Source organism: Aeromicrobium sp. JP4, from assembly GCF_054957925.1.
This window is the reverse complement of the sequence record NZ_CM143290.1, coordinates 2980306-3000456: the sequence shown is the minus strand read 5'-3', so window position 1 is coordinate 3000456 and position 20151 is coordinate 2980306. Positions and strand designations below refer to the sequence as shown.

Here is a 20151-nt window from a genome sequence, read left to right as displayed (position 1 = left end):
CGGAAGCGACTCGCGGGTAACCTGCGTCACATGACCGAAGACCAGCAGCAGGACGCCACGTTCCCCGAGCCCACCGGGCCGCACGGCGGCCACCACGCACTCGACGTCGCGCGCGCCCACGGCGCCGAGGCGATGTTCACCCTCTCGGGCGCCCACATCTTCCCGATGTACGACGCGGCCGTGAAGTCCGAGCAGCCGATGCCGATCATCGACGTGCGTCACGAGCCGTCGGCCGTCTTCGCCGCCGAGGCCATCGGCAAGCTGACGCGCACCCCGGGCCTGGCCGTCCTGACCGCCGGCCCGGGCGTCACCAACGGCGTCAGCCCCGTGGCGCAGGCGTACTTCTCGGGCTCGCCGCTGGTCGTCGTGGGCGGTCGCGCCGCCGCGTCGACGTGGGGCACCGGCACCCTTCAGGAGCTGGACCACCCGCCGATCTTCGAGACCATCACGAAGTCGGCCACCACGGCGCGCAGCCTGGCCGACATCGCGCCCGTCGTCGACGAGGCGTTCACCCTCGCCGGCTCCTCGCACCGCGGCCCGACCTTCGTCGACATCCCGATGGACGAGTTCTTCAACTCCGGTCCGGTGGAGCACGTGTCGACCGGCCCTTCGAAGGACCGCCTCGAGCCCGATCCCGACGCCGTCGCCCGCATCGTGCGGCTGCTGGCGCAGGCGCGGCGTCCAGTCGTCATCCTGGGCAGCGACGTGTGGTCCGACCACGCGGAGGAGGCCGCCCTGCGCTTCGTGCAGGAGACCGGCATCCCGGCGATCGCCAACGGCATGGGCCGCGGCATCGTCCCCGGCGGCCACCCGAACCTCGTGACGAAGGCGCGCTCGCGCGCCCTGGGCACCGCCGATCTCGTCGTGGTCGTGGGCACGCCGCTCGACTTCCGGCTGGGCTTCGGCCGCTTCGGCGGCAAGGAGGGCGGCGACCCCGCCGTCACGGTGCACGTCGCGGACTCCCCCGGCCAGGTGTCCACGCACGCGTCGCTCGGCGGCTCGGTCGCCGGCGACCTCAGCCTCGTCTTCGACGCCCTGCTCCAGGGACTGCAGTCGGGCACGTCGCGTCCCGACTGGACGCCGTGGCTCGGCGAGCTGCAGGACGTCGTCGCCTCCGCCGTGGAGCGTGACTCGGCCCTGCTCACCGCCGAGGCGGATCCGATCCACCCCGCCCGCATCTACGGTGAACTGCTGCCGCGGCTGGCCGACGACGCGGTCGTGATCGGCGACGGTGGCGACTTCGTGTCGTTCGCCGGCAAGTTCGTCGAGCCCCAGCGACCCGGCGGCTGGCTCGACCCCGGACCGTACGGCTGCCTCGGTGCCGGCCTCGGCGCGGCGATGGCTGCCCGCATCGCCCGCCCGTCCAGCCAGGTCGTGCTGCTGATGGGCGACGGCGCCGCGGGCATGTCCCTCATCGACGTCGACACGCTCGTGCGTCACAACCTCCCGGTCGTCATCGTCGTGGGCAACAACTCGGCGTGGGGCCTGGAGAAGCCCCCGATGCAGATGCTCTACGGCTACGACGTGGCCGCCGACCTGGCGCCCAACACCCGGTACGACCAGGTCGTCGAGGCGCTCGGCGGCGGTGGCGAGTTCGTCACCGACCCGCGCGAGATCGGCCCCGCCCTGGACCGCGCGTTCGCCTCGGGCGTGCCCTACCTGGTGAACGTCGCCACGGACGTCAACGCGCTCTACCCGCGCAACACGATGGGCGTGTGAGCGTGGCCGGCGACGCGGGTCACGCCAGCGTGACCCACACCGTCGGGCCCGAGCACACCGCCCGCGCGGTGGGCAGCGGCGACCTCGAGGTGCTCGGGACGCCGGTCCTGCTGGCCTGGCTGGAGGAGGCCACGTGCGCCGCCCTCGACCTGGAGGACAGCCAGACCAGCGTGGGCACCCGCGTGGAGGTGCAGCACCTGGCCGCCAGCGGGGTCGGCGCCACGATCACCGCCACGGCCTCGCTCACCCAGCGCGACGGGCGGATGGTGATCTTCGAGGTCTCCGCACGCGACGGCAACGAGGTCCTCGTGGCCAGTGGCCAGGTGCGCCGCATCGTGGTCGAGCGCGAGCGGTTCCTGTCCCGTGTGCCCCCGGTCGACTGAGTGTGCGAGACTTGATGGTCAGCGTTTTGAGGAGGAACCATGGGCAAGACCGGTCGCAAGCGCCGGGCGCGTCGCAAGAAGGGCGCGAACCACGGTAAGCGCCCCAACGCGTGAGAACGCGCCGATAACGCACGAAACCCCATCCAGCGGATGGGGTTTCGTCGTCTCCAGGTCAGGGTGACTCGGTGCGGATCTCCACCTGGATCGTGCGGATCTGGAACATGACCTTCTCGCGCAGCGGGGTGGGCGCCACCTCGGTGCACGACCGGCCGACGAGCGCCTTGACGATCTGCTCGAGGTGGTACTCGTTCAGGCAGTCGGAACAGTCGTCGAGGTGGGACTGGATCTCGTCGCAGCTGGCGGTGTCGATCTCGTGGTCGAGGAAGACGTAGAGGTTCTCCAGCGCCTTCTCGCAATCGGGTCCTTCGCAGCTCACTTCGCGTCACCTCCAGCAGGAACCTTCATACCGCGCTCGCGGGCGTAGTCCGTGAGCAGCTCGCGCAGCTGACGCCGTCCGCGGTGGAGCCGCGACATCACGGTGCCGATGGGCGTGTCCATGATCTCCGCGATCTCCTTGTAGGGGAACCCCTCGACATCGGCCAGGTACACCGCGTAGCGGAAGTCCTCGGGCAGCTGCTGGAGGGCGTCCTTCACGTCGGAGTCGGGCAGGCGCTCGAGCGCCTCCATCTCCGCCGACTTCAGCCCCGAGGAGCTGTGGGCCGCCGCCGCCGCGATCTGCCAGTCCTCGACCTCGTCGGTCACCTGCTGGGGCTGGCGCTGCTTCTTGCGGTAGTGGTTGATGTACGTGTTGGTGAGGATCCGGTACAGCCAGGCCTTCAGGTTCGTGCCGGGCTTGAACTGGTGGAAGGCGCTGAACGCCTTGGCATAGGTCTCCTGCACCAGGTCTTCGGCGTCCTGGGGATTGCGGGTCATGCGCAGAGCGGCCGAGTACAGCTGGTCGAGGAAGGGAAGGGCGTCGGCCTCGAATCGGGCTTGGCGCTCCTCCGTGGTCTCGGTCGACGGGTCCACGACGGTGTCGTCAGTCATCGTCGCCCAGCCTACTGCGGCAGGACGTACGGGGCATGCGAGCATTCAAAACCTCCTGCTTGGTCAAACGGCTCGCGGCGCCCCGCTATTCCCCCTCGAGCGGAAGCGGCTCGACCAGCTCGGGGCCGTTGTTGCGCACGTTGTTGACCTCGGTGGACACCGGCCACGTGTCCAGCACGCCCGGCGTGGCCGGCACCAGGTGCTCGAGCGCCTCGGGCCACGGCTCGGCCGCCAGCCAGTGCTCGGCGACCTCGGCACCGACGATCAGGGGCGCGCGGTCGTGGATGCGCCCGTCCTCGCCCTCGGCCGACGTGGTGAGGATCGTGTAGGTGAGCAGCCACTCCCCTTCGGGGTCCTTCCAGAACTCGTAGAGCCCCGCGAGGCCGAGTCCGCCCTCGGCGCTCATGAAGAAGGGCTGCTTGGGCGGGCGCTTCGCGCCGGGCTCCGCCTCGGGCTGGTACCACTCGTAGAACCCGTCGGCCGGGACGATCGCGCGCCGCTTGGCGAAGGCCGACCGGAAGGACGGCTTCTCGGCGACGGTCTCGCTGCGGGCGTTGATGAGGCGGTTGCCGATCGAGGGGTCCTTGGCCCACGAGGGAACCAGGCCCCACTTCGCGGTGACGAGCTCGCGCCGGGGGCCGGCGTCACCGGAGCGCGCGACGACGAGGGGCGCCAGCTTGGTGGGCGCGAGGTTGAAGTCGGGTCCGGTGTCGACGAACAGGTCGCCCAGATCGGCCTCGAAGTCGTCGACGAGGGTGGTCGGGGTCCGGGACGTCGCGTAACGGCCGCACATGCGACCCAGCCTAGGCGCGACGACCGACGCTCCGGCCGCCCGGCGGGTTCCGCCACACCCGAGATGGGGGCGGACCCCGCCGGTCAACCGGTGAGTGCGTCGAGCACCCAGGTCACGTCCTGTGCGACCGGCGGCAGCAGCTCGAGCCACACCCGGGGCGGGGGCGACTCGAACGTCCGGCGCAGCAGGACGGTGACCAGGCTCAGCGTCGGCTGGTCCAGCCGACGTCGTTCGGCCAGGACGCAGAAGCGTCGTGGGCTCAGCTGTGCGATGACCTCGTCGCCCGGGAACACCGTGCGCAGGGCGACGCTCACGTCGACCGCGTGCAGCGCCTGCTCCAGCACCTGGCCGGCCTGCCGGGGCAGCTCGACCACGACGAGACCGTGACGGTCCGTGACCGTGGAGTCGTCCCTGATCGCCCCGCGGTACAGCCCGTCCAGGCTGTGCCGCAGGTGCGCCAGGGTCGACAACTGGGTCAGCGGGTCCTCGCACGACGTCTCGAGCTGCAGCGCCCGGGACGTCTCGGCCCACGCCACGGCAACCCCACGGACCATCGCGAACGACGGTTCGAGGCCGTCGAAGGCCCTCTCCACGCGGTCGAGGACCTCGTGGAGTGGAACTCCGAGAGACGCTGCACTCGCTCCCACCTCGTGTGCAACGTCCACTGCGTCCACCTGACCGGCACGGACCGCCGAGTCGAGGTCGACATAGCTGACGTCGAAGGGGTTCATCCGTGCCTCCTCTCGCAAGGGTCGGGCGTGGTCGCCGTGTGACACCTAGGGGACGGTTCACCGGGGCCCCCATGACGCGACTTTCCGCACGGATCGTGGGTAACGGCGAGTTCATGCAGTCGCCGCCGGGAAAAAACGGGCCCGTGACTAGTCACAAAGGGCCACAGGAACCACGGACAGCAGCGCGAACGACACCTAGACTGAGGAAGGTGGCCGGTCGTGGTCACGCGTAGGCACCCACGCGACCACTCGGGAAAGGGGCAGGCAGTGACCATCGACGCCTCCTCCTCTGCCCTGGGTCATGAGCGGAGCGACGCCGATCTGCTGACCGCCGTCCGCGAGGGCGACTCGGCGGCGTACGGCGACCTCTACACCCGGCACCAGGCCGCGGCGCTGCGCCTGGCACGCCAGCTGATGCGCGGTGCCGACGCCGACGACCTCGTCGCGGAGGCCTTCACCAAGGTGCTGGTCACGGTCCAGAAGGGCGGCGGCCCGCAGGAGTCCTTCCGCGCCTACCTGCTCACCGCGGTCCGCCGGCTGCACGTCGACCGCATCCGCGCCGTCACCCGCGAGCGCCCCACCGACGACCAGTTCGAGCTGGACGGCCGGGTGGACTTCGTCGACACCGCCGAGCTCGGCTTCGAGCGCACCACCACCGCGGAGGCGTTCGCCTCGCTGCCCGAGCGCTGGCAGATGGTGCTCTGGCACCTCGACGTCGAGGGACAGAAGCCCGCCGAGATCGCGCCGATGCTGGGGATGAGCGCGAACAGCGTCTCGGCCCTGGCTTACCGGGCGCGTGAGGGCCTGCGTCAGGCCTACCTCCAGAAGCACCTCGTCCCGACGACGACGCCCGAGTGCCAGTTCGCGATCGGCAACCTGGGCGCGTTCGTGCGTGGCGGGCTGTCGCGCCGCGACGCCGGCAAGGTGCAGCGGCACCTCGACGAGTGCCGCGCGTGCATGGGCCTGTACCTCGAGCTCCAGGACTTCAACCACGGCCTGGCCGGCATCCTGGCCCCGGCCATCCTCGGCACCGCGGCCGCGGGATACCTGCAGGGCACCGGCGCCGCCGGCGGCCTGGCCGCTGCCGGGGGCGGCGGGAATGGCGGTGGTGGCGGTGGAGGTGCCGGTGCCGGCGGCGGAGCGGGTGCCGTTGGTGGATCCACGTCGGGCTTCATGGGCGTCCTGGGCACGATCGGCCCGGCCGGCATCGCCGCCGGCGCCGCGGCCAGCGTCGTCGTGATCGCCGGCGCCACCGCGCTCATCACCGTGGATCGTCCGCCGGCCGTGGAGAACACCACCCGCGCCGCTGCCCCCGGTGCTGCGGCCCTGCCCGGCGGTGCAGCCGCGGATGCGGCGGCACCCGACGTGGGCGCCCTCCCCGACCCGATGGTGTGGCAGGACCCCCCGGAGGAGGCGCCCGCCGACGGCGACGAGGATCCGCCGGCCGACGACCCGGCGATCGACGAGCCGTTCCCCGACGAGCCCCAGCCGCTGCCGCCCGTGCCGACGACCGACCCGACCACGGAACCGACCACGGAACCCACGACCGAGCCGACCACGGAACCCACCACCGAGCCGACCACCGAGCCCACGACGGAACCGACCACCGAGCCGACCACGGAACCCACCACCGAGCCGACCACCGAGCCCACGACGGAACCGACCACCGAGCCGACCACGGAACCGACGACGGAACCCACCACCGAGCCGACCACGGAACCCACCACCGAGCCGACCACGGAACCCACCACCGAGCCGACCACGGAACCGACGACCGAGCCCACGGGCGAGCAGCCGACCACGGAACCCACCACAGAACCCACCACGGAACCCACGCCGGAGCCGACCACCATCCCGACGCCGGAACCCACGACCGAGCCCACGACGGAACCCACCACCGAGCCGACCACAGAACCGACCACGGAACCGACCACCGAGCCGACCACGGAACCGACCACCGAGCCCACGACGGAACCGACCACCGAGCCCACCACAGAACCCACCACAGAACCGACCACAGAACCCACGACCGAACCGACCACCGAGCCGACCACCGAGCCCACGACCGAGCCCACCACGCAGCCGACCGACAGCACGGTGCGAGCCACGGCGACCACGAGCTGGACCTCGGCGACGTTCGCGTTCACGGTCGGCCCCGACGTCCGGCCCGGCCAGACGGTGCAGATGCGCGTCACGTTCACCGGCGGCTTCCCGGGTGTCGAGCTCATCACCGGGTGGTCCGGCTGGACGTGCACGCGGGCCAGCCAGTTCAGCCCCACGCTGAACTGCGCCCAGCCGGTCGCGGCGAACCGCACCCTGCCGGCGCTGCGGATCAACACGCTGTGGTTCCCCCAGGGCAACTACTCGGTCACCAGCGGCGGCACGTCGCTCTCGGGCACCTTCGGCTGAGCGGACCTCGGCAGCAGGGCCGCTCTGCGGCATGATGAACCCATGACTCTCCTGCGCGCGGTGGCCCGTCCGATGCTCGCCTCGATGTTCATCTCCGGCGGGGTGATGGCGCTGCGCAAGCCCGGCGCGCTCGCCCACAAGGCCCAGCCCGTGGCCGACGTGCTGCGCAAGGTCGCGCCCCAGGCGAATCTCTCGCCGACGAATCTGATCCGGCTGAACTCGGCGGTGCACGTGGCCGCCGGCGCCACGCTGGCCACCGGCCACCTCCCGCGCACCTCCGCGCTCGTGCTGGCCGCCACGATGCCCGCCACCACGGTGGCCGGGCACCCGTTCTGGAACGAGACCGATCCCGTCGCCCGCAAGAACCAGTTCACCCACTTCATGAAGAACGTGTCGCTCACCGGCGGCCTGCTGCTGTCGACCCTCGACCCGGATCCGCACAAGCCGTGGCTCGGCCGGCGTGCGAGGAACACCGCCCTCGCGGCCAAGGACACGATCGTCGACCAGCTCGACGACCTGCGGGGATGAGGATGGACTGGAACGCTCCCCATCCCTCGGCGCCCGTCGACTCCGAGGTGCTGCTGCCGGGCTCGAAGTCCCAGACCAACCGCGCCCTCGTGCTGGCGGCCCTCGCCGACGGGCCCTCCACCGTCCACCTGCCCCTGGCCGCCCGCGACACCGAGCTGATGGCCGACGCGCTCGTGTCGCTCGGAGCCCGCATCGAGCGAGGACCTGAGTCCTGGGCGGTCACCCCGATCGAGCCGGTCGGCTCGGCCCGGGTCGACTGCGGCCTGGCGGGCACCGTGATGCGCTTCGTGCCTCCCGTCGCGGCCCTCGGCACCGGCCCGGCACGGTTCGACGGCGACCCCCGCGCCCGTGAGCGTCCGATGGCCACCACCATCTCGAGCCTGCGCGACCTCGGCGTGCGGGTGGACGACGACGGGCGGGGCAGCCTGCCGTTCACGGTGCACGGCGCCTCCGCGGTCCGCGGCGGCGACCTCACGGTCGACGCCTCCGCATCCAGTCAGTTCGTGTCGGCGCTGCTGCTCGTCGCGCCCCGCTTCACCGAGGGACTCGACCTACGCCACGAGGGCGGGTCCCTCCCCTCGCTCCCCCACGTCGCGATGACCGTCACCGAGCTGCGCCGCCGCGGCGTGGTCGTCGACGAGGCACCGGGTCGCTGGCACGTCCGGCCCGGACCGGTGAAGGCGCTCGACGTCACGATCGAGCCCGACCTGTCCAACGCCGGCCCGTTCGTCGCGGCGGCGCTCGCCACCGGTGGCCGGGTGCGTGTGCGGAACTGGCCCGAGCACACCGACCAGGCCGGGGACGCCTGGCGCAAGCTCGCCGTGGCGTTCGGCGGCCGCGCCGAGCGCGACGGCAGCGACCTCGTCGTCACCGGTCCCGAGCGCCTCGCGGGCGTCGACCTCGACCTCCACGACGTGGGCGAGCTGACCCCCGTGGTCGCTGCCCTGGCCGCTCTCGCCGAGGGCCCCAGCCGGCTGACCGGGATCGGCCACCTGCGGGGCCACGAGACCGATCGCCTTGCCGCGCTGGCCACGGAGATCAACCGGCTCGGCGGCTCCGTGCAGGAGCAGCCCGACGGCCTCAGCATCACGCCAGCCCCCCTGCGCGGCGGCAGCTTCGCCACCTACGACGACCACCGCATGGCCCACGCCGCCGCCGTGATCGGCCTGCGCGTTCCGGGCGTCGTCGTGGAGAACATCGGCACCACCGCCAAGACGTATCCCGGGTTCGCCGACGACTGGGGACGGTTGGTGCCGTGAGGGACGAGGACGCCCAGTACGAGCGCCCGCGCCGGCGCACCCGTCCACGCACGAAGGACCGGCCCGACTACTCCGACGCGGTCGTCGCCGTCGTCACCACGGTGGATCGTGGCCGCTACACGCTGCTGTTCGACGACGGCACCGTCGTCACCGCCATGAAGTCTCGACCGCTGGGACGCCAGGGCGTCGTGGTGGGCGACGAGGTGCGCGTGGTGGGCGACGTCTCCGGCCAGCCCGGCAGCCTCGCCCGCATCGTGGAGGTCCGCGACCGCCGCACGGTGCTGCGCCGCAGCGCCGACGACGACGACCCGATCGAGCGCGTCGTCGTGGCCAACGCCGACCAGCTGGTGATCGTCACCGCGCTGGCCGACCCGCCGCCGCGTCCTGGCCTGATCGATCGCTGCCTCGTCGCGGCCTACGACGCCGGCATGGACCCGGCCGTGTGCCTGACGAAGGTCGACCTCGCGCCGGCCGACGAGATCGTCGCCCAGCTGAAGCCGCTGGACGTGCGCACCGTGACGACCCGTCAGGACGGCGACCTGGAGCCGCTGCGCGACCTGCTGCGCGATCGCACCAGCGTGCTGATCGGCCACAGCGGCGTCGGCAAGTCCACCCTCGTCAACGCCCTCGTGCCCGAGGCGCACCGCACCACGAGCCACGTCAACGAGGTCACGGGCCGCGGCCGCCACACGTCGACCTCGGCGATGATCCTGCCGCTGCCCTTCGGCGGACGGATCGTGGACACCCCCGGGTTCCGCTCGTTCGGCCTGGCCCACGTGGACATCGAGCGGATCCTGCGCGCCTTCGCCGACCTGAACACCGCCGCCCGCGACTGCCCCCGGGGCTGCACGCACCTGGCCGGGGAGCCCGAGTGCGCCCTCGACGTGGCCGCCGCGAACGGCGAGATCGACCCGGCGCGACTCCAGTCGTTCCGGCGCATCATGGCCAGCCGGTCGCTCGCCGACGAGTACTGACCTGCGCGAGGAGGCCAGACCGTAGGGTGGGCCCATGGCCAACCCGTACCTGGACGACCTGCGCCTGGCCCACGTCCTGGCCGACTCCGCCGACAACCTCAGCATGGACCGCTTCGGAGCCCTCGACCTCGAGGTCTCCACGAAGCCCGACATGACGTACGTGACGGAGTCCGACCGTGCGGTCGAGGACGCGATCCGCCGCACGCTCAAGACCTCCCGCGGACGCGACATCGTCCTGGGCGAGGAGTCCGGCGAGACCGAGGGCACGGCCGAGAACGCCGACCGGCGCTGGATCATCGACCCGATCGACGGCACCTCCAACTTCGTCCGCGGAGTCCCCGTGTGGGCCACGCTCATCGCCCTCGAGGAGGCCGGCGAGATCGTCGTCGGCTGCGTCTCGGCGCCGGCCATCGGCCGCCGCTGGTGGGCCATGAAGGGCGACGGCGCCCACACCGGCAAGTCGTTCCGCCAGACGCGACCCATCCACGTGTCCGGGGTCCGGGAGCTGACCGCCGCGTCGCTGTCGTACTCGTCGGCCCCCAGCTGGGGCCAGATCGGGCGCCAGGGCGAGTTCGACGCACTGCTGCGCCAGTGCTGGCGCACGCGCGCCTACGGCGACTTCTGGTCGTACATGATGGTCGCCGAGGGCGCCGTCGACATCGCGGCCGAGCCCGAGCTGAACGTCTGGGACATGGCGGCGCTCGACATCATCGTGCGCGAGGCCGGCGGCCAGTTCACGAGCCTCGCCGGTGAGCCCGGTCCCTGGGGCGCCAACGCGGTGGCCACGAACGGGCGCCTGCACGACGCGGTGATGGCCTACCTCGGCCACTTCCCCGACGACGAGCCCTCCTGGCCCGACGAGCCCGAGGAGGGCGACGGCGAGCAGCTCGCCGACAACGTCACGCGACTGCGCTTCACCCGCGACGACTGACCCTCGAGATCGGCACCTGCGCCCGGGTGTGATGCGGGCTACACTGCCGATCACATCGAGGAGGCACCATATGCGTGTTCGTGACGTACTCAGCGCCAAGGGCAGTTCGGCGGTGTTCACCATCTCGCCCGATGCCACGGTCGACGAGCTGCTGGACCTGCTCGCCGAGCACAACATCGGCGCCCTGGTGGTCAGCCCGGACGGGAAGTCGATGGCGGGCATCGTGTCCGAGCGCGACATCGTCCGCAAGCTGCGCGCGCTGCCCGACCCGCGCGAGGCGACCGTCCAGCAGATCATGACCACCGACGTGCAGGTGTGCACGCCCGAGGACTCGTTCGGATCGCTCATGAGCTCGATGACCGAGCACCGCGTCCGGCACATCCCCGTCCTCGAGGACGACGAGATCGTCGGCGTGCTGAGCATCGGCGACGCCGTGAAGTTCCGGATGGACCAGCTGGAGTTCGAGCGCGACCAGCTCACCCACTACGTCCAGGGCTGACCCGCGTCGCGCTGCCCCGGAGCACCCGTGTGCCCGCACTCACGTTGCATGACGATATAGATTCGATATATCGTTAATGCATCGGCACCGCACTGGTGCCGAGGAACACCGAAAGGGGACGAGCATGCACAGCACTCCTCCCGAACCCGCCGGTCAGCACCGGCACCCCCGCCGCGGGCGTCGCCCCGGCGGACCCCGTGACTTCGACTGGGACCTCGGTCCCGGCCGGACGGGCCGCCCCGGACCTCGTGGTCCGCGACGCGGCCGCAAGGGTGGCGACGTCCGCGCCGCCGCTCTCCTGCTGCTGGACGAGGCACCCGCCCACGGGTACCACCTGATCCAGCAGATCGCCGTGCGCAGCGAAGGCGCCTGGTCGCCGAGCCCCGGCTCGATCTACCCGGTCCTGCAGCAACTCGAGGACGAGGGCTTCGTCGAGTTCGAGCGCGTCGACGGTCGCAAGACCGCGACCCTCACCGACGAGGGGAAGTCCTACGTCGAGGAGCACCGCGAGGCGCTCGGCGAGCCGTGGAACCCCGAGCAGCTCCGGCGCGGCGGGGACGCCGAGTCGACTGCCCTCATCACGTCGCTCAAGACGCTCTCGGCGGCCGCCCGCCAGGTCATGACGGTCGGCACGCCGGCCCAGCAGGCCAAGGCGGTCGACGTCGTCAACGAGGCCCGGCGCCAGCTGTACGGCCTCCTCGCGGACGATGACGCCTGACGGTCGCATCCGGCTGCCCGAGTCGGAGCTGAGCTGGCGCTTCAGTCGCTCCTCCGGCCCGGGCGGCCAGCACGTCAACACCACCGAGACGCGGGTCGAGGTCCTGTGGTCCCCCACCGACAGCACCGTGCTGACCCCGGACCAGCGGGATCGTGTCGCCGCGCGCCTGCGTGGCCGGCTCGTCGACGGCAAGGTCTCGGTCGTCTCGTCCACCCACCGCTCGCAGCTGCGCAACCGTGAGGACGCCGTCCTGCGGCTCGAGCAGCTCGTGACCGAGGCCCTGCGCCCGGCCAAGCGCCGCCGGCCCACCCGGCCGACGCGCGGCTCGGTCGAACGTCGCCTGGACGCCAAGAAGCGGCGCAGCCAGGTCAAGCGCGACCGCCGCGACTGGTGAATCCCGCAGCATCCCCCTCGGGGGCCCACTGACCGATAGCCTGCGCTCCATGGAACCGGGCACGCTGATCTCGCTGGCCGCCGTCGTCACCATCGTCACGATCAACATCGCGGCGATCGGCATCATCCCAGAGGGTCGCCGCCCGCAGACCGCGATGGCGTGGCTGATCCTCATCGTGTTCGCGCCGTTCCTGGGCCTGGTGGCGTTCCTGTTCTTCGGCAGCGCCCGCATCGGCCACCAGCGCCACCGCCAGCTCACCGCCGCCAACGCCGTCATCGCGCGGCAGACCGAGGCCCTGACCAGCAAGCTGCCGGACGACGCGCCCGACTACCTGCCGCCCATCGTCCGGCTCAACCAGCGCCTGGCGTCGATGCCGCTCACCGCGGGCAACCACGTCACGCTGCTGCCGGACTACCAGGAGTCGATCGACGAGATGATCGCGGCGATCGACACCGCGCAGCGGCACGTGCACGTCGAGTTCTACATCATGGCGCTCGACAAGATGACGATCCCGTTCTTCGACGCCCTCGACCGCGCCACGGCGCGCGGCGTGACGGTGCGGCTGCTGTTCGACCACCTCGGCACGCGCGGGATCCCGGGGTACAAGGACCTGAAGAAGCGCCTCGCCGCCTCGGACGTCCAGTGGCACCTGATGATGCCGCTGCTGCCGCTGAAGCGGCGCTTCCGCCGGCCCGACCTGCGCAACCACCGCAAGCTGCTCGTGGTGGACGACGTGGTCGGCTTCACCGGATCGCTCAACCTGACGCACCCCTCGTACAACAAGCCCAAGAACCTCGCCGTGGGGCGTGCCTGGGTGGAGCTGTGGATGCGCCTCGAGGGTCCGGTCGTCGCCACGATCGACGCGCTGTTCGCGGCCGACTGGGCACTGGAGACCTCCGAGGTGCTCGAGGTCGAGATGCAGGCGGTCGACCAGACCCCGCACTCCCCGCGTGACGTGGTGGGCGTCCACGCCCAGCTGGTGCCCAGCGGTCCGGGGTTCGAGGCCGAGAACAACCTGCGCCTGTTCACGTCGCTGATCTACAGCGCGCGGCACCGGATCAGCCTGACCAGCCCCTACTTCGTGCCGGACGAGACGCTGCTCTACGCGGTCACCACGGCCGCCCAGCGCGGCGTCGACGTGGAGCTCTTCGTCAGCGAGCAGGCCGACCAGTTCATGGTCGGGCACGCGCAGGCGTCCTACTACCGCGAGCTGCTGGAGGCGGGCGTGCGCATCTGGCTGTACCCCAAGCCGTTCGTGCTGCACGCGAAGCACTTCAGCATCGACGAGGACGTCGCCGTGGTCGGCACCAGCAACATGGACATGCGCTCGTTCGCACTGAACTACGAGATGAGCCTGATGGTGCCCGACCGTGGCGTGGTCGAGCGCATCCGCGTGGTCGAGGACACCTACCGCGACCTCTCGCGCGAGCTGCTGCTCGAGGAGTGGGAGGAGCGGCCGGCCGGCACGCGCTTCGTCGACAACGCGATGCGGCTGACCGCGACCCTCCAGTGAGGGATCAGGCGGGGCGCCCGAAGACCTGCACGGTGTAGGTGCGGCCGCCGGCCTTGGCCACGCCGATGCCCAGCCGCGTGTACTTGCGGTTCAGCATGTTGCGCCGGTGGCCGGGCGACTTGAGCCACGCCTTGACGTTGGCCTTCGGCGAGGTGAAGCCCGTGGCGACGTTCTCGCCGACGCGGCTGAGGTCGCACGCACGCAGGATCGGGCCGAGATCCTGGTGGTAGATCTTGCGCTTCTTGGCCATCCGGTTGGCCTGGCGCTGCGCGTAGCGGTCGATGCACTTCTGGTACTTCAGCTTCTTGATGTCGCGGAACGCTCGCGACGTGTTCGTCTGCTGGTGCAGCTTCTTGCCGAACGTGGCGTTGGACATCGCCGACGCCTGCGGGGCGGCCGGCACGACCACCAGCGCGAGGGCTACCAGAAATGCCGAGAGAATGTGGCGCATGCGTCCAGTGTGACCAAAAGCACGGGTCACGATCAACTTTCCGCCTGAGATCGCAGGGATCAGGCGCCCGAGTACCCGTTCAGCAGCGCGAAGAACACGCCGATCGCGATGCCCGCGGCGACCAGTCCCACCAGAGCACCGATGCCCACGAGGCGACTCCGGCTGTGGGGACGGCTGGACACCCCGGGCACGAGCGCCCACATCAGCATGCCCGCCACCACCATCACCGCGACGAACAGCGGCAGGATCAGGTTCTCGGCGGTGTCGTCCAGCACCGCCGCGGTGGCCGGGAACAGGCCGAGCGCGAGCAGGAAGAGGATGCCGGCGACGGCGAAGCGCCGATAGCCCCGGCGCTCGGTGGGCGAGTACTGCTCCATGCCCCGAACCTACTGCGCCACGCGGTCGGTCCGCACCCGCTGCGCAGGGCTGCGCGCCGGCCGCGCCTGGGGCAGGATCGAACCAGACCGAAGGAGGCACCATGACCACGAGCCCCGACGAGCCGCTGCCTGACAGCCCCCTGCCCGACAGCCCCCTGGAGGACGGCGATCCCGACCTCGAGCCCGCGGCCGACCCCGCGGACGCCGTCGACCAGCGCCGCGAAGCCTGGCAGAACGACGACGACCTGCTCGTCCCCGACCCCGATCGCCCGGTTCCGGTGGACGAGGACGAGAACGGCTGACCGGCTAGACCATCCCGGAGGTGTCCAGCGCCTGGCCGATGGCGTAGGTCAGCACGAGCGCGAGCGCGCCGCCGATCACGAGGCGCAGCGCGGCACGACCCTTCGGCCCGCCCCCGATCTGGGCCGCGACGGAGCCGGTGAGCGCCAGCGCCACCAGGACCGCCACGAACGTCACGCCCACACGCCACTCGAGTCCGGTGAGCAGCATCGCCGCTAGTGGCAGCAGGCCGCCCAGCGTGAACGCGACCGCCGACGAGAACGCCGCGTGCCACGGACTCACGAGGTCGTCCTCGTCGAGTCCCAGCTCGACCTCGAGGTGGGCGGCGAGCGCGTCGTGCTCCGTCATCTCGCGCGCGGCCTGGCGCGCCGTGGTCGCGCTGATGCCGCGGTCCTGCAGCATCTCGGCGAGCTCGGCGAGCTCGCCCTCGGGGTCGTCGCGCAGCTCGTGCCTCTCGATCGCGATGAGGTTGCGCTCGGAGTCGCGCTGGCTGCTGACCGAGACGTACTCGCCCAGCGCCATCGAGATCGCGCCGCCGACGAGGGCCGCGGTCCCGGCCGTGGCGATCGCGCTCGTGTCGTTCGTGGCGCCGGCGACGCCCACCACGAGCGAGGCCACCGACACGATGCCGTCGTTGGCGCCCAGCACGCCGGCCCGGAGCCAGTTCAGCTTCTGCGACGTGACTCCGGCGTGCGGCTCCTCGACGACCATGACCGCAGGCTAGCCCGTCACAGGCGCACCGACAGCACCGCTCCCAGCCACACCATCGCGGTCACCAGCGCGAGCGCCAGCTCGACGAGGATCGAGATCCCGGTGGCCCGCATGGCGTGCGCCGTGGCCTGGCGCGCGGCGCGCGGGTCGCGCAGCCGTTGCAGCTCCGCGAGGTAGGTGCCACCGATGAAGCCGATGAACAGGCCGACGAACGGGATGACGAAGAAGCCGATGATGCCGAGCACGGCACCGACGAGCAGGCTGCGGTTCGGCACACCGCGCGCCTTCAGGTAGCGACCGGCGAGCAGGTACTTCAGCACGAGCGCCGCCACGGTGAGGACCACCGCGACCGCCGCCACGGACCAGCCGAGCGTGCCGCCGGTGACCGCTCCCCAGACGAAGACGGAGGTGCCCACCACGAGCCCGCCGGGGATGACCTGCACCGCGGCGCCGACCAGCCCCGCGAGGATGGCCAGCGCGACCAGGAGGTCGAGCACGGTGCCGCTCACGAGAACGCGCTGATGCCGGTCTCGGCGCGACCGATGATGAGCTTCTGGATCTGGCTGGTGCCCTCGTAGAGCGTCATCACCCGCGCGTCGCGCATGTACTTCTGCACGGGGTACTCGTCGACGTAGCCGTAGCCGCCGAAGGCCTGGATCGCGAGGTTGGCGGCCTTCACGGCGGCCTCGGAGGCGAACAGCTTGGCCTTCGACGCCTCGACGCTGAAGCGCTCACCGCGCTCGATGAGGTCGGCGGCGCGCCACGTGAGCAGCCGCGCGGCATCGGCGTCCACCGACATCTCGGCGATCATGTCCTGCACCATCTGGTAGCTGGCGATCGGCTTGCCGAACTGCTCGCGCGCGGTGGTGTACTCGACCGTGACCTCCAGGCAGCCCTGGACGATGCCGACGCAGCTGGCGGCGATGCCCACGCGGCCCTTGTCGAGTGCCGTCATCGCGATGCGGAAGCCCTGGCCCTCCTCCCCCAGCAGCGCGTCGGCCGGCACGCGCACGTCGTCGAACGACAGGGCCGCCGTGGCCTGGCCGCGCAGACCGAGCTTGCCCTTCACCTCGGTGGCCTCGAAGCCGGGGGTGTCGGTGGGGACGAGGAACGCCGAGACGCCCTTCGCGCCCGGTCCTCCCGTCCGGGCGAAGACCAGCGCGACGTCGGCCCACGTGCCGTTCGTGATGAAGATCTTGGAGCCGTTGATGACCCAGTCGTCGCCCTCGCGCACCGCACGCGTCTTCAGGTTGCCGGCGTCGGAGCCGTGGTCGGGCTCGGTCAGGCCGAAGCAGCCCAGCTCGCGACCCGAGGCGATGCCCGGCAGCCACCGCTGCTTCTGCTCCTCGGTGCCGAACTGGAGCACCGACTTGCCGCACAGTCCCATCGAGACCGAGACGATGCCGCGGATGGCCGAGTCGGCGCGGCCGAGCTCCTCCATCGCGAGGACGTACGTGACGTAGTCGCCCCCGATGCCGCCGTACTCCTCGGGGATCGTGAGGCCGAGGAAGCCGATGTCGCCCAGCTTGGGGATGATCGCGGTGTCGACGGACTCCACGCGGTCCCACTCTGCGCGGTACGGCACGACCTCCTTGTCCAGGAAGTCGCGCGCGAGCGCGCGGAAGCTGCGTTGGTCCTCGTTCAGGCTCAGATCCATGCCCTGATCCTGCCATCGACCTACGATGCAGAGCATGATGCTCCCCGTGCCTCGCACGTCCGATCCTCGCGACGCACCGCCGCTGCGGTGGGGCATCCTCGGCGCCGGGGGCATCGCCGCGGTGATGACCGCTGCGCTGCAGGAGGGCACCACGCAGCAGGTCGTGGCCGTCGGCTCCCGCGACCTCGCGAAGGCGCGCGCGTTCGCCGACCGCTTCGCCATCGCGCGGGCGCACGGCTCGTACGAGGACCTCGTCGGCGATCCCGAGGTCGACGCGGTCTACGTCGCGACACCGCACTCGGCCCACCTCGAGCACGCCCTGCTGGCGATCGGCGCGGGCAAGCACCTGCTGGTCGAGAAGGCGTTCACCCGCAACGCCGCCGAGGCCGACGCGGTGCTGGAGGCCGCCGAGGAGGCGGGCGTGACGTGCGTCGAGGCGATGTGGTCGCGCTTCCTCCCCGGGTACGACGTCGTGAGGAGGGCCGTCGAGGACGGCCTGATCGGCGACGTCCGTTTCGTCCAGGCCGACCACGGGCAGCTGCTCTACCCCGACGGTCCTGCGCGACTGGCCGAGCCGTCGCTCGCCGGCGGCGCACTGCTCGATCTCGGCGTGTACCCGCTGCACCTCGCGGCGATGCTCATGCCGGAGATCGTGGAGGTCCGTGCGACGGGCACCCTCACGCCGCTGGGGGTGGACGAGCAGGAGAACATCGGCCTGCGCGACGCGTCGGGCGCGATCGCGGCCATCAGCGCCACCATGTCCGCGACCTCGCCCACCGTGGCGAGCGTGAGCGGCACCGAGGCCCGGCTCGAGCTCGACGGGCCGTTCTACCAGCCGTCGGCGATCCGTCTGGTCGATCCCGCCGATCGCGTGCTGGACACGTGGGCGCCCGCCTCGCCCGACGCGCACCTGGGCCTGCGGTTCGAGGCTGCCGAGCTCGCCCGGCGCGTGGCCGAGGGCCAGCCGGAGTCGCCGCTGCTGCCGTGGTCGGAGACCCGGCGGGTCATGGGCCTGATGGACGAGGTGCGGGCCCAGCTGGGCATGGTGCTGCCCGGGGAGTAGTCCCTCGCTGAGCGGGGCGGTCGGTCTACGGTGGAGCCCCATGCGTCCCGATCGATCCCGCCGCCGCGCCGCGCCCGCGCTCGTCGCCGTGGCGATCGTCGTCGGCGTCGTGCTGATGGCGCGGCCCCTGAGCGCCATGGACGTCCTGCTGGTCGTCTCGGTCGCCGCGCTCGCGGTGATCGGCGCGCACGAGGCGCTGACCGGATCCCGCCTGCGCGACCGGGTGGTGGGCGGCGTCCTGCTCGTCGCTTCGGTGGTGCTGGCGCTCCAGCCGCACTGGAACGTGCGCGTCCTCGTCACCGTGTTCGCCGTGGTGCTGCTCGGCGAGGGACTCACCCGGGTGAGGCGCCGGCGCTTCCGGTCCGAGCTGGCCCTCGGCGTCGGGCTCGCGATCCTCGGCGTCCTCGCGCTGGCCTGGCCCGACGTCACGGTGTTCGTGATCGGCGTCGTCCTCGGCCTGCGGCTCGTGCTGTTCGGATTCCCGCGGCTGGGGGCGCGCGTCCCGCGGCCCCTCGTCGCGAGCCTCGTGCTGGTGACCGCGGTCGCTCTCGCGGGCTACACGGTCGCCGTCACGGTGGCCGCGCCGAAGCCCGACGGCTTCTACACCGCGCCCGACGAGGCGCCCCGCTCCCCCGGGCTTCTGCTGCGGGCCGAGCCCTTCACCACCGACGTGCCCGAGGGCGCGCGGGCGTGGCGCATCCTCTACAGCACCACGCAGGCGGGCGACGAGCCCACGGTGGCCAGTGCGCTGGTCGCGGTCCCCGAGGAGCGGCTCCGCGCCCGGGCGTCCGTCGTGGCGTGGGCCCACGGCACCACCGGCTTCGACCGGCGGTGCGCGCCGAGCCTGCGCCGCACGCGCACGATCGGCGCCGGTGGCATCGCGGCCGTCCACGCGGCCCTCGACGAGGGCTGGGCGGTCGTCGCGCCCGACTACCCGGGCCTGGGCACGCGCGGCGTCCAGCCGTACCTCATCGGCTCGGGCGAGGCTCGCTCGGTGCTCGACGCCGTCCGAGCCGCGCGGCGCATCCCGCAGCTGTCGCTGTCGAGCGAGACCGTCGTGTGGGGCCACTCCCAAGGTGGCCACGCCGCCCTGTGGACCGCGATGACGCAGCCCGCCTACGCACCCGACGTGCCGCTGGCCGGGGTCGCCGCGATGTCCCCCGTCAGCAGTCCGGCCACGTTCCTGCGCGACCTCCAGCGCCGACCCGTCGGCACGATCTTCGTCGCCTACGCCCTGGCCGCGTACGCGGGGACGTACCCCGACGTAGAGCCCGGCGACTACGTCCGGGCCAGCGCGCGGCTGCCGATGGAGCGCATCGCCGACCGGTGCCTGCGGTCCCCCACGTCCAAGGTCTCCGTGACCGAGGCGCGGATCATGGCCGATCGGTTCGTGGCGAACTCGCTGTACGAGGGCGGGCTGGGCCGGCGGCTCAGCGAGAACGACGCGACCGGGACGATGGAGGCGCCCGTCCTGATCGCGCAGGGCGAGCGCGACCGGGTCGTCACGCTCGGACTGCAGGACGCCTACGTGCGCGAGCGCTGCGCGGCCGGCCAGTCGCTGGACTACCGCACCTACGCGGGCCGCGGCCACGGCGACCTGCTGCTCGAGGACTCACCGTTCGTCGACGAGCTGCTCGCGTGGACCGCCGACCGCTTCGCCGGCGAGCCCACCACGACCACCTGCTGACACCGCT

Annotated in this window: 24 protein-coding genes; 15 read left to right on the top strand and 9 right to left on the bottom strand. The window is 71.8% G+C overall.

The window, feature by feature from the left end:
* Positions 1-30: 30 nt before the first annotated feature.
* The 3 genes from ACY1JX_RS14750 to ACY1JX_RS14740 are packed head-to-tail and all read left to right on the top strand — an operon-like array spanning position 31 to position 2216.
* On the top strand, positions 31-1719 hold the full coding sequence (locus tag ACY1JX_RS14750) for an acetolactate synthase (protein ID WP_286929177.1): 1689 nt from the start codon (positions 31-33) through the stop codon (positions 1717-1719).
* Positions 1716-2102, top strand: coding sequence for a thioesterase family protein (locus ACY1JX_RS14745; protein WP_286929178.1), 387 nt, complete (start codon positions 1716-1718; stop codon positions 2100-2102). The genes ACY1JX_RS14750 and ACY1JX_RS14745 overlap by 4 nt, the downstream gene beginning before the upstream one ends.
* A 39-nt stretch (positions 2103-2141) precedes the next feature.
* Positions 2142-2216, top strand: coding sequence for a 50S ribosomal protein bL37 (locus ACY1JX_RS14740; RefSeq protein WP_369797015.1), 75 nt, complete (start codon positions 2142-2144; stop codon positions 2214-2216).
* Between the two features lie 58 nt (positions 2217-2274).
* Here the strand turns inward: ACY1JX_RS14740 and rsrA are convergent, their stop codons facing one another.
* From rsrA to ACY1JX_RS14720, 4 genes are all read right to left on the bottom strand, one after another.
* Positions 2275-2538, bottom strand: coding sequence for a mycothiol system anti-sigma-R factor (gene rsrA, locus ACY1JX_RS14735; protein ID WP_078700489.1), 264 nt, complete (start codon positions 2536-2538; stop codon positions 2275-2277).
* A complete protein-coding gene (locus ACY1JX_RS14730) occupies positions 2535-3149 on the bottom strand; it encodes a sigma-70 family RNA polymerase sigma factor (RefSeq protein ID WP_181756543.1) in 615 nt (204 codons plus the stop codon). The genes rsrA and ACY1JX_RS14730 overlap by 4 nt, the downstream gene beginning before the upstream one ends.
* 85 nt (positions 3150-3234) lie before the next feature.
* Positions 3235-3942, bottom strand: a complete 708-nt coding sequence (locus tag ACY1JX_RS14725) for an SOS response-associated peptidase (RefSeq protein ID WP_286929179.1) — start codon at positions 3940-3942, stop codon at positions 3235-3237.
* 83 nt (positions 3943-4025) lie between these two features.
* Positions 4026-4535, bottom strand: a complete 510-nt coding sequence (locus ACY1JX_RS14720; RefSeq protein ID WP_286929181.1) for a hypothetical protein — start codon at positions 4533-4535, stop codon at positions 4026-4028.
* Between the two features lie 405 nt (positions 4536-4940).
* Here ACY1JX_RS14720 and ACY1JX_RS14715 point away from each other — a divergent pair, with 405 nt between their 5' ends.
* The 9 genes from ACY1JX_RS14715 to cls all read left to right on the top strand — a co-directional run bounded on the left by ACY1JX_RS14715 (position 4941) and on the right by cls (position 13898).
* Positions 4941-7082 carry a sigma-70 family RNA polymerase sigma factor gene (locus ACY1JX_RS14715; protein ID WP_462564438.1) on the top strand — a complete coding sequence of 714 codons (2142 nt, stop codon included), beginning with the start codon at positions 4941-4943 and terminating at the stop codon, positions 7080-7082.
* A gap of 42 nt (positions 7083-7124) precedes the next feature.
* Positions 7125-7610, top strand: a complete 486-nt coding sequence (locus ACY1JX_RS14710) for a DoxX family protein (RefSeq protein WP_286930123.1) — start codon at positions 7125-7127, stop codon at positions 7608-7610.
* Positions 7607-8869: a 3-phosphoshikimate 1-carboxyvinyltransferase gene (aroA, locus tag ACY1JX_RS14705; RefSeq protein ID WP_462564437.1), complete on the top strand. Its 1263-nt coding sequence runs from the start codon at positions 7607-7609 to the stop codon at positions 8867-8869. The genes ACY1JX_RS14710 and aroA overlap by 4 nt, the downstream gene beginning before the upstream one ends.
* Positions 8866-9843 carry a ribosome small subunit-dependent GTPase A gene (rsgA, locus tag ACY1JX_RS14700; RefSeq protein WP_286930121.1) on the top strand — a complete coding sequence of 326 codons (978 nt, stop codon included), beginning with the start codon at positions 8866-8868 and terminating at the stop codon, positions 9841-9843. The genes aroA and rsgA overlap by 4 nt, the downstream gene beginning before the upstream one ends.
* Positions 9844-9877: 34 nt before the next feature.
* On the top strand, positions 9878-10774 hold the full coding sequence (hisN, locus tag ACY1JX_RS14695; RefSeq protein WP_462564436.1) for a histidinol-phosphatase: 897 nt from the start codon (positions 9878-9880) through the stop codon (positions 10772-10774).
* A 70-nt stretch (positions 10775-10844) separates the two neighbouring features.
* Positions 10845-11273 carry a CBS domain-containing protein gene (locus ACY1JX_RS14690; RefSeq protein ID WP_181756535.1) on the top strand — a complete coding sequence of 143 codons (429 nt, stop codon included), beginning with the start codon at positions 10845-10847 and terminating at the stop codon, positions 11271-11273.
* A gap of 124 nt (positions 11274-11397) precedes the next feature.
* A complete protein-coding gene (locus ACY1JX_RS14685) occupies positions 11398-11991 on the top strand; it encodes a PadR family transcriptional regulator (RefSeq protein ID WP_462564435.1) in 594 nt (197 codons plus the stop codon).
* Positions 11981-12385 (top strand): alternative ribosome rescue aminoacyl-tRNA hydrolase ArfB, encoded by a 405-nt coding sequence (gene arfB, locus ACY1JX_RS14680; RefSeq protein WP_078700480.1) that lies wholly within the window; start codon positions 11981-11983, stop codon positions 12383-12385. Before ACY1JX_RS14685 ends, arfB begins: the two co-directional genes overlap by 11 nt.
* Before the next feature lie 49 nt (positions 12386-12434).
* Entirely contained in the window at positions 12435-13898 is a 1464-nt protein-coding gene (cls, locus tag ACY1JX_RS14675; RefSeq protein WP_462564434.1) for a cardiolipin synthase, read from the top strand.
* Positions 13899-13902: 4 nt separating this feature from the next.
* Here the strand turns inward: cls and ACY1JX_RS14670 are convergent, their stop codons facing one another.
* Together ACY1JX_RS14670 and ACY1JX_RS14665 are read right to left on the bottom strand one after the other, a co-directional pair.
* Positions 13903-14349: a CAP domain-containing protein gene (locus ACY1JX_RS14670; protein ID WP_286930117.1), complete on the bottom strand. Its 447-nt coding sequence runs from the start codon at positions 14347-14349 to the stop codon at positions 13903-13905.
* A gap of 59 nt (positions 14350-14408) precedes the next feature.
* Positions 14409-14726 (bottom strand): hypothetical protein, encoded by a 318-nt coding sequence (locus ACY1JX_RS14665; RefSeq protein ID WP_462564433.1) that lies wholly within the window; start codon positions 14724-14726, stop codon positions 14409-14411.
* 101 nt (positions 14727-14827) lie between these two features.
* Here ACY1JX_RS14665 and ACY1JX_RS14660 point away from each other — a divergent pair, with 101 nt between their 5' ends.
* Positions 14828-15028: a hypothetical protein gene (locus ACY1JX_RS14660; protein ID WP_286930115.1), complete on the top strand. Its 201-nt coding sequence runs from the start codon at positions 14828-14830 to the stop codon at positions 15026-15028.
* Positions 15029-15032: 4 nt separating this feature from the next.
* Here the strand turns inward: ACY1JX_RS14660 and ACY1JX_RS14655 are convergent, their stop codons facing one another.
* The 3 genes from ACY1JX_RS14655 to ACY1JX_RS14645 are packed head-to-tail and all read right to left on the bottom strand — an operon-like array spanning position 15033 to position 17394.
* Complete coding sequence (locus tag ACY1JX_RS14655) at positions 15033-15737, bottom strand: VIT1/CCC1 transporter family protein (RefSeq protein WP_286930114.1); 705 nt, start codon at positions 15735-15737, stop codon at positions 15033-15035.
* Between the two features lie 17 nt (positions 15738-15754).
* Positions 15755-16246: a DUF456 domain-containing protein gene (locus ACY1JX_RS14650; protein ID WP_286930113.1), complete on the bottom strand. Its 492-nt coding sequence runs from the start codon at positions 16244-16246 to the stop codon at positions 15755-15757.
* Positions 16243-17394, bottom strand: coding sequence for an acyl-CoA dehydrogenase family protein (locus tag ACY1JX_RS14645; protein ID WP_462564432.1), 1152 nt, complete (start codon positions 17392-17394; stop codon positions 16243-16245). The genes ACY1JX_RS14650 and ACY1JX_RS14645 overlap by 4 nt, the downstream gene beginning before the upstream one ends.
* Before the next feature lie 34 nt (positions 17395-17428).
* Between ACY1JX_RS14645 and ACY1JX_RS14640 the strand changes: the two genes are divergently transcribed.
* Together ACY1JX_RS14640 and ACY1JX_RS14635 are read left to right on the top strand one after the other, a co-directional pair.
* Entirely contained in the window at positions 17429-18457 is a 1029-nt protein-coding gene (locus ACY1JX_RS14640; RefSeq protein ID WP_462564431.1) for a Gfo/Idh/MocA family protein, read from the top strand.
* A gap of 40 nt (positions 18458-18497) precedes the next feature.
* Positions 18498-20144, top strand: coding sequence for a lipase family protein (locus tag ACY1JX_RS14635; protein WP_462564430.1), 1647 nt, complete (start codon positions 18498-18500; stop codon positions 20142-20144).
* Positions 20145-20151 lie beyond the last annotated feature (7 nt).

Bases quoted from the DNA above. Each gene is read 5' to 3' on its own strand.
- ACY1JX_RS14750 (WP_286929177.1), top strand. From the start codon at position 31: ATGACCGAAGACCAGCAGCAGGACGCCACGTTCCCCGAGCCCACCGGG.
- ACY1JX_RS14730 (WP_181756543.1), bottom strand. From the start codon at position 3,149: ATGACTGACGACACCGTCGTGGACCCGTCGACCGAGACCACGGAGGAG.
- ACY1JX_RS14725 (WP_286929179.1), bottom strand. From the start codon at position 3,942: ATGTGCGGCCGTTACGCGACGTCCCGGACCCCGACCACCCTCGTCGAC.
- ACY1JX_RS14710 (WP_286930123.1), top strand. From the start codon at position 7,125: ATGACTCTCCTGCGCGCGGTGGCCCGTCCGATGCTCGCCTCGATGTTC.
- aroA (WP_462564437.1), top strand. From the start codon at position 7,607: ATGAGGATGGACTGGAACGCTCCCCATCCCTCGGCGCCCGTCGACTCC.
- hisN (WP_462564436.1), top strand. From the start codon at position 9,878: ATGGCCAACCCGTACCTGGACGACCTGCGCCTGGCCCACGTCCTGGCC.
- ACY1JX_RS14690 (WP_181756535.1), top strand. From the start codon at position 10,845: ATGCGTGTTCGTGACGTACTCAGCGCCAAGGGCAGTTCGGCGGTGTTC.
- ACY1JX_RS14685 (WP_462564435.1), top strand. From the start codon at position 11,398: ATGCACAGCACTCCTCCCGAACCCGCCGGTCAGCACCGGCACCCCCGC.
- arfB (WP_078700480.1), top strand. From the start codon at position 11,981: ATGACGCCTGACGGTCGCATCCGGCTGCCCGAGTCGGAGCTGAGCTGG.
- cls (WP_462564434.1), top strand. From the start codon at position 12,435: ATGGAACCGGGCACGCTGATCTCGCTGGCCGCCGTCGTCACCATCGTC.
- ACY1JX_RS14670 (WP_286930117.1), bottom strand. From the start codon at position 14,349: ATGCGCCACATTCTCTCGGCATTTCTGGTAGCCCTCGCGCTGGTGGTC.
- ACY1JX_RS14665 (WP_462564433.1), bottom strand. From the start codon at position 14,726: ATGGAGCAGTACTCGCCCACCGAGCGCCGGGGCTATCGGCGCTTCGCC.
- ACY1JX_RS14660 (WP_286930115.1), top strand. From the start codon at position 14,828: ATGACCACGAGCCCCGACGAGCCGCTGCCTGACAGCCCCCTGCCCGAC.
- ACY1JX_RS14655 (WP_286930114.1), bottom strand. From the start codon at position 15,737: ATGGTCGTCGAGGAGCCGCACGCCGGAGTCACGTCGCAGAAGCTGAAC.
- ACY1JX_RS14645 (WP_462564432.1), bottom strand. From the start codon at position 17,394: ATGGATCTGAGCCTGAACGAGGACCAACGCAGCTTCCGCGCGCTCGCG.
- ACY1JX_RS14640 (WP_462564431.1), top strand. From the start codon at position 17,429: ATGATGCTCCCCGTGCCTCGCACGTCCGATCCTCGCGACGCACCGCCG.
- ACY1JX_RS14635 (WP_462564430.1), top strand. From the start codon at position 18,498: ATGCGTCCCGATCGATCCCGCCGCCGCGCCGCGCCCGCGCTCGTCGCC.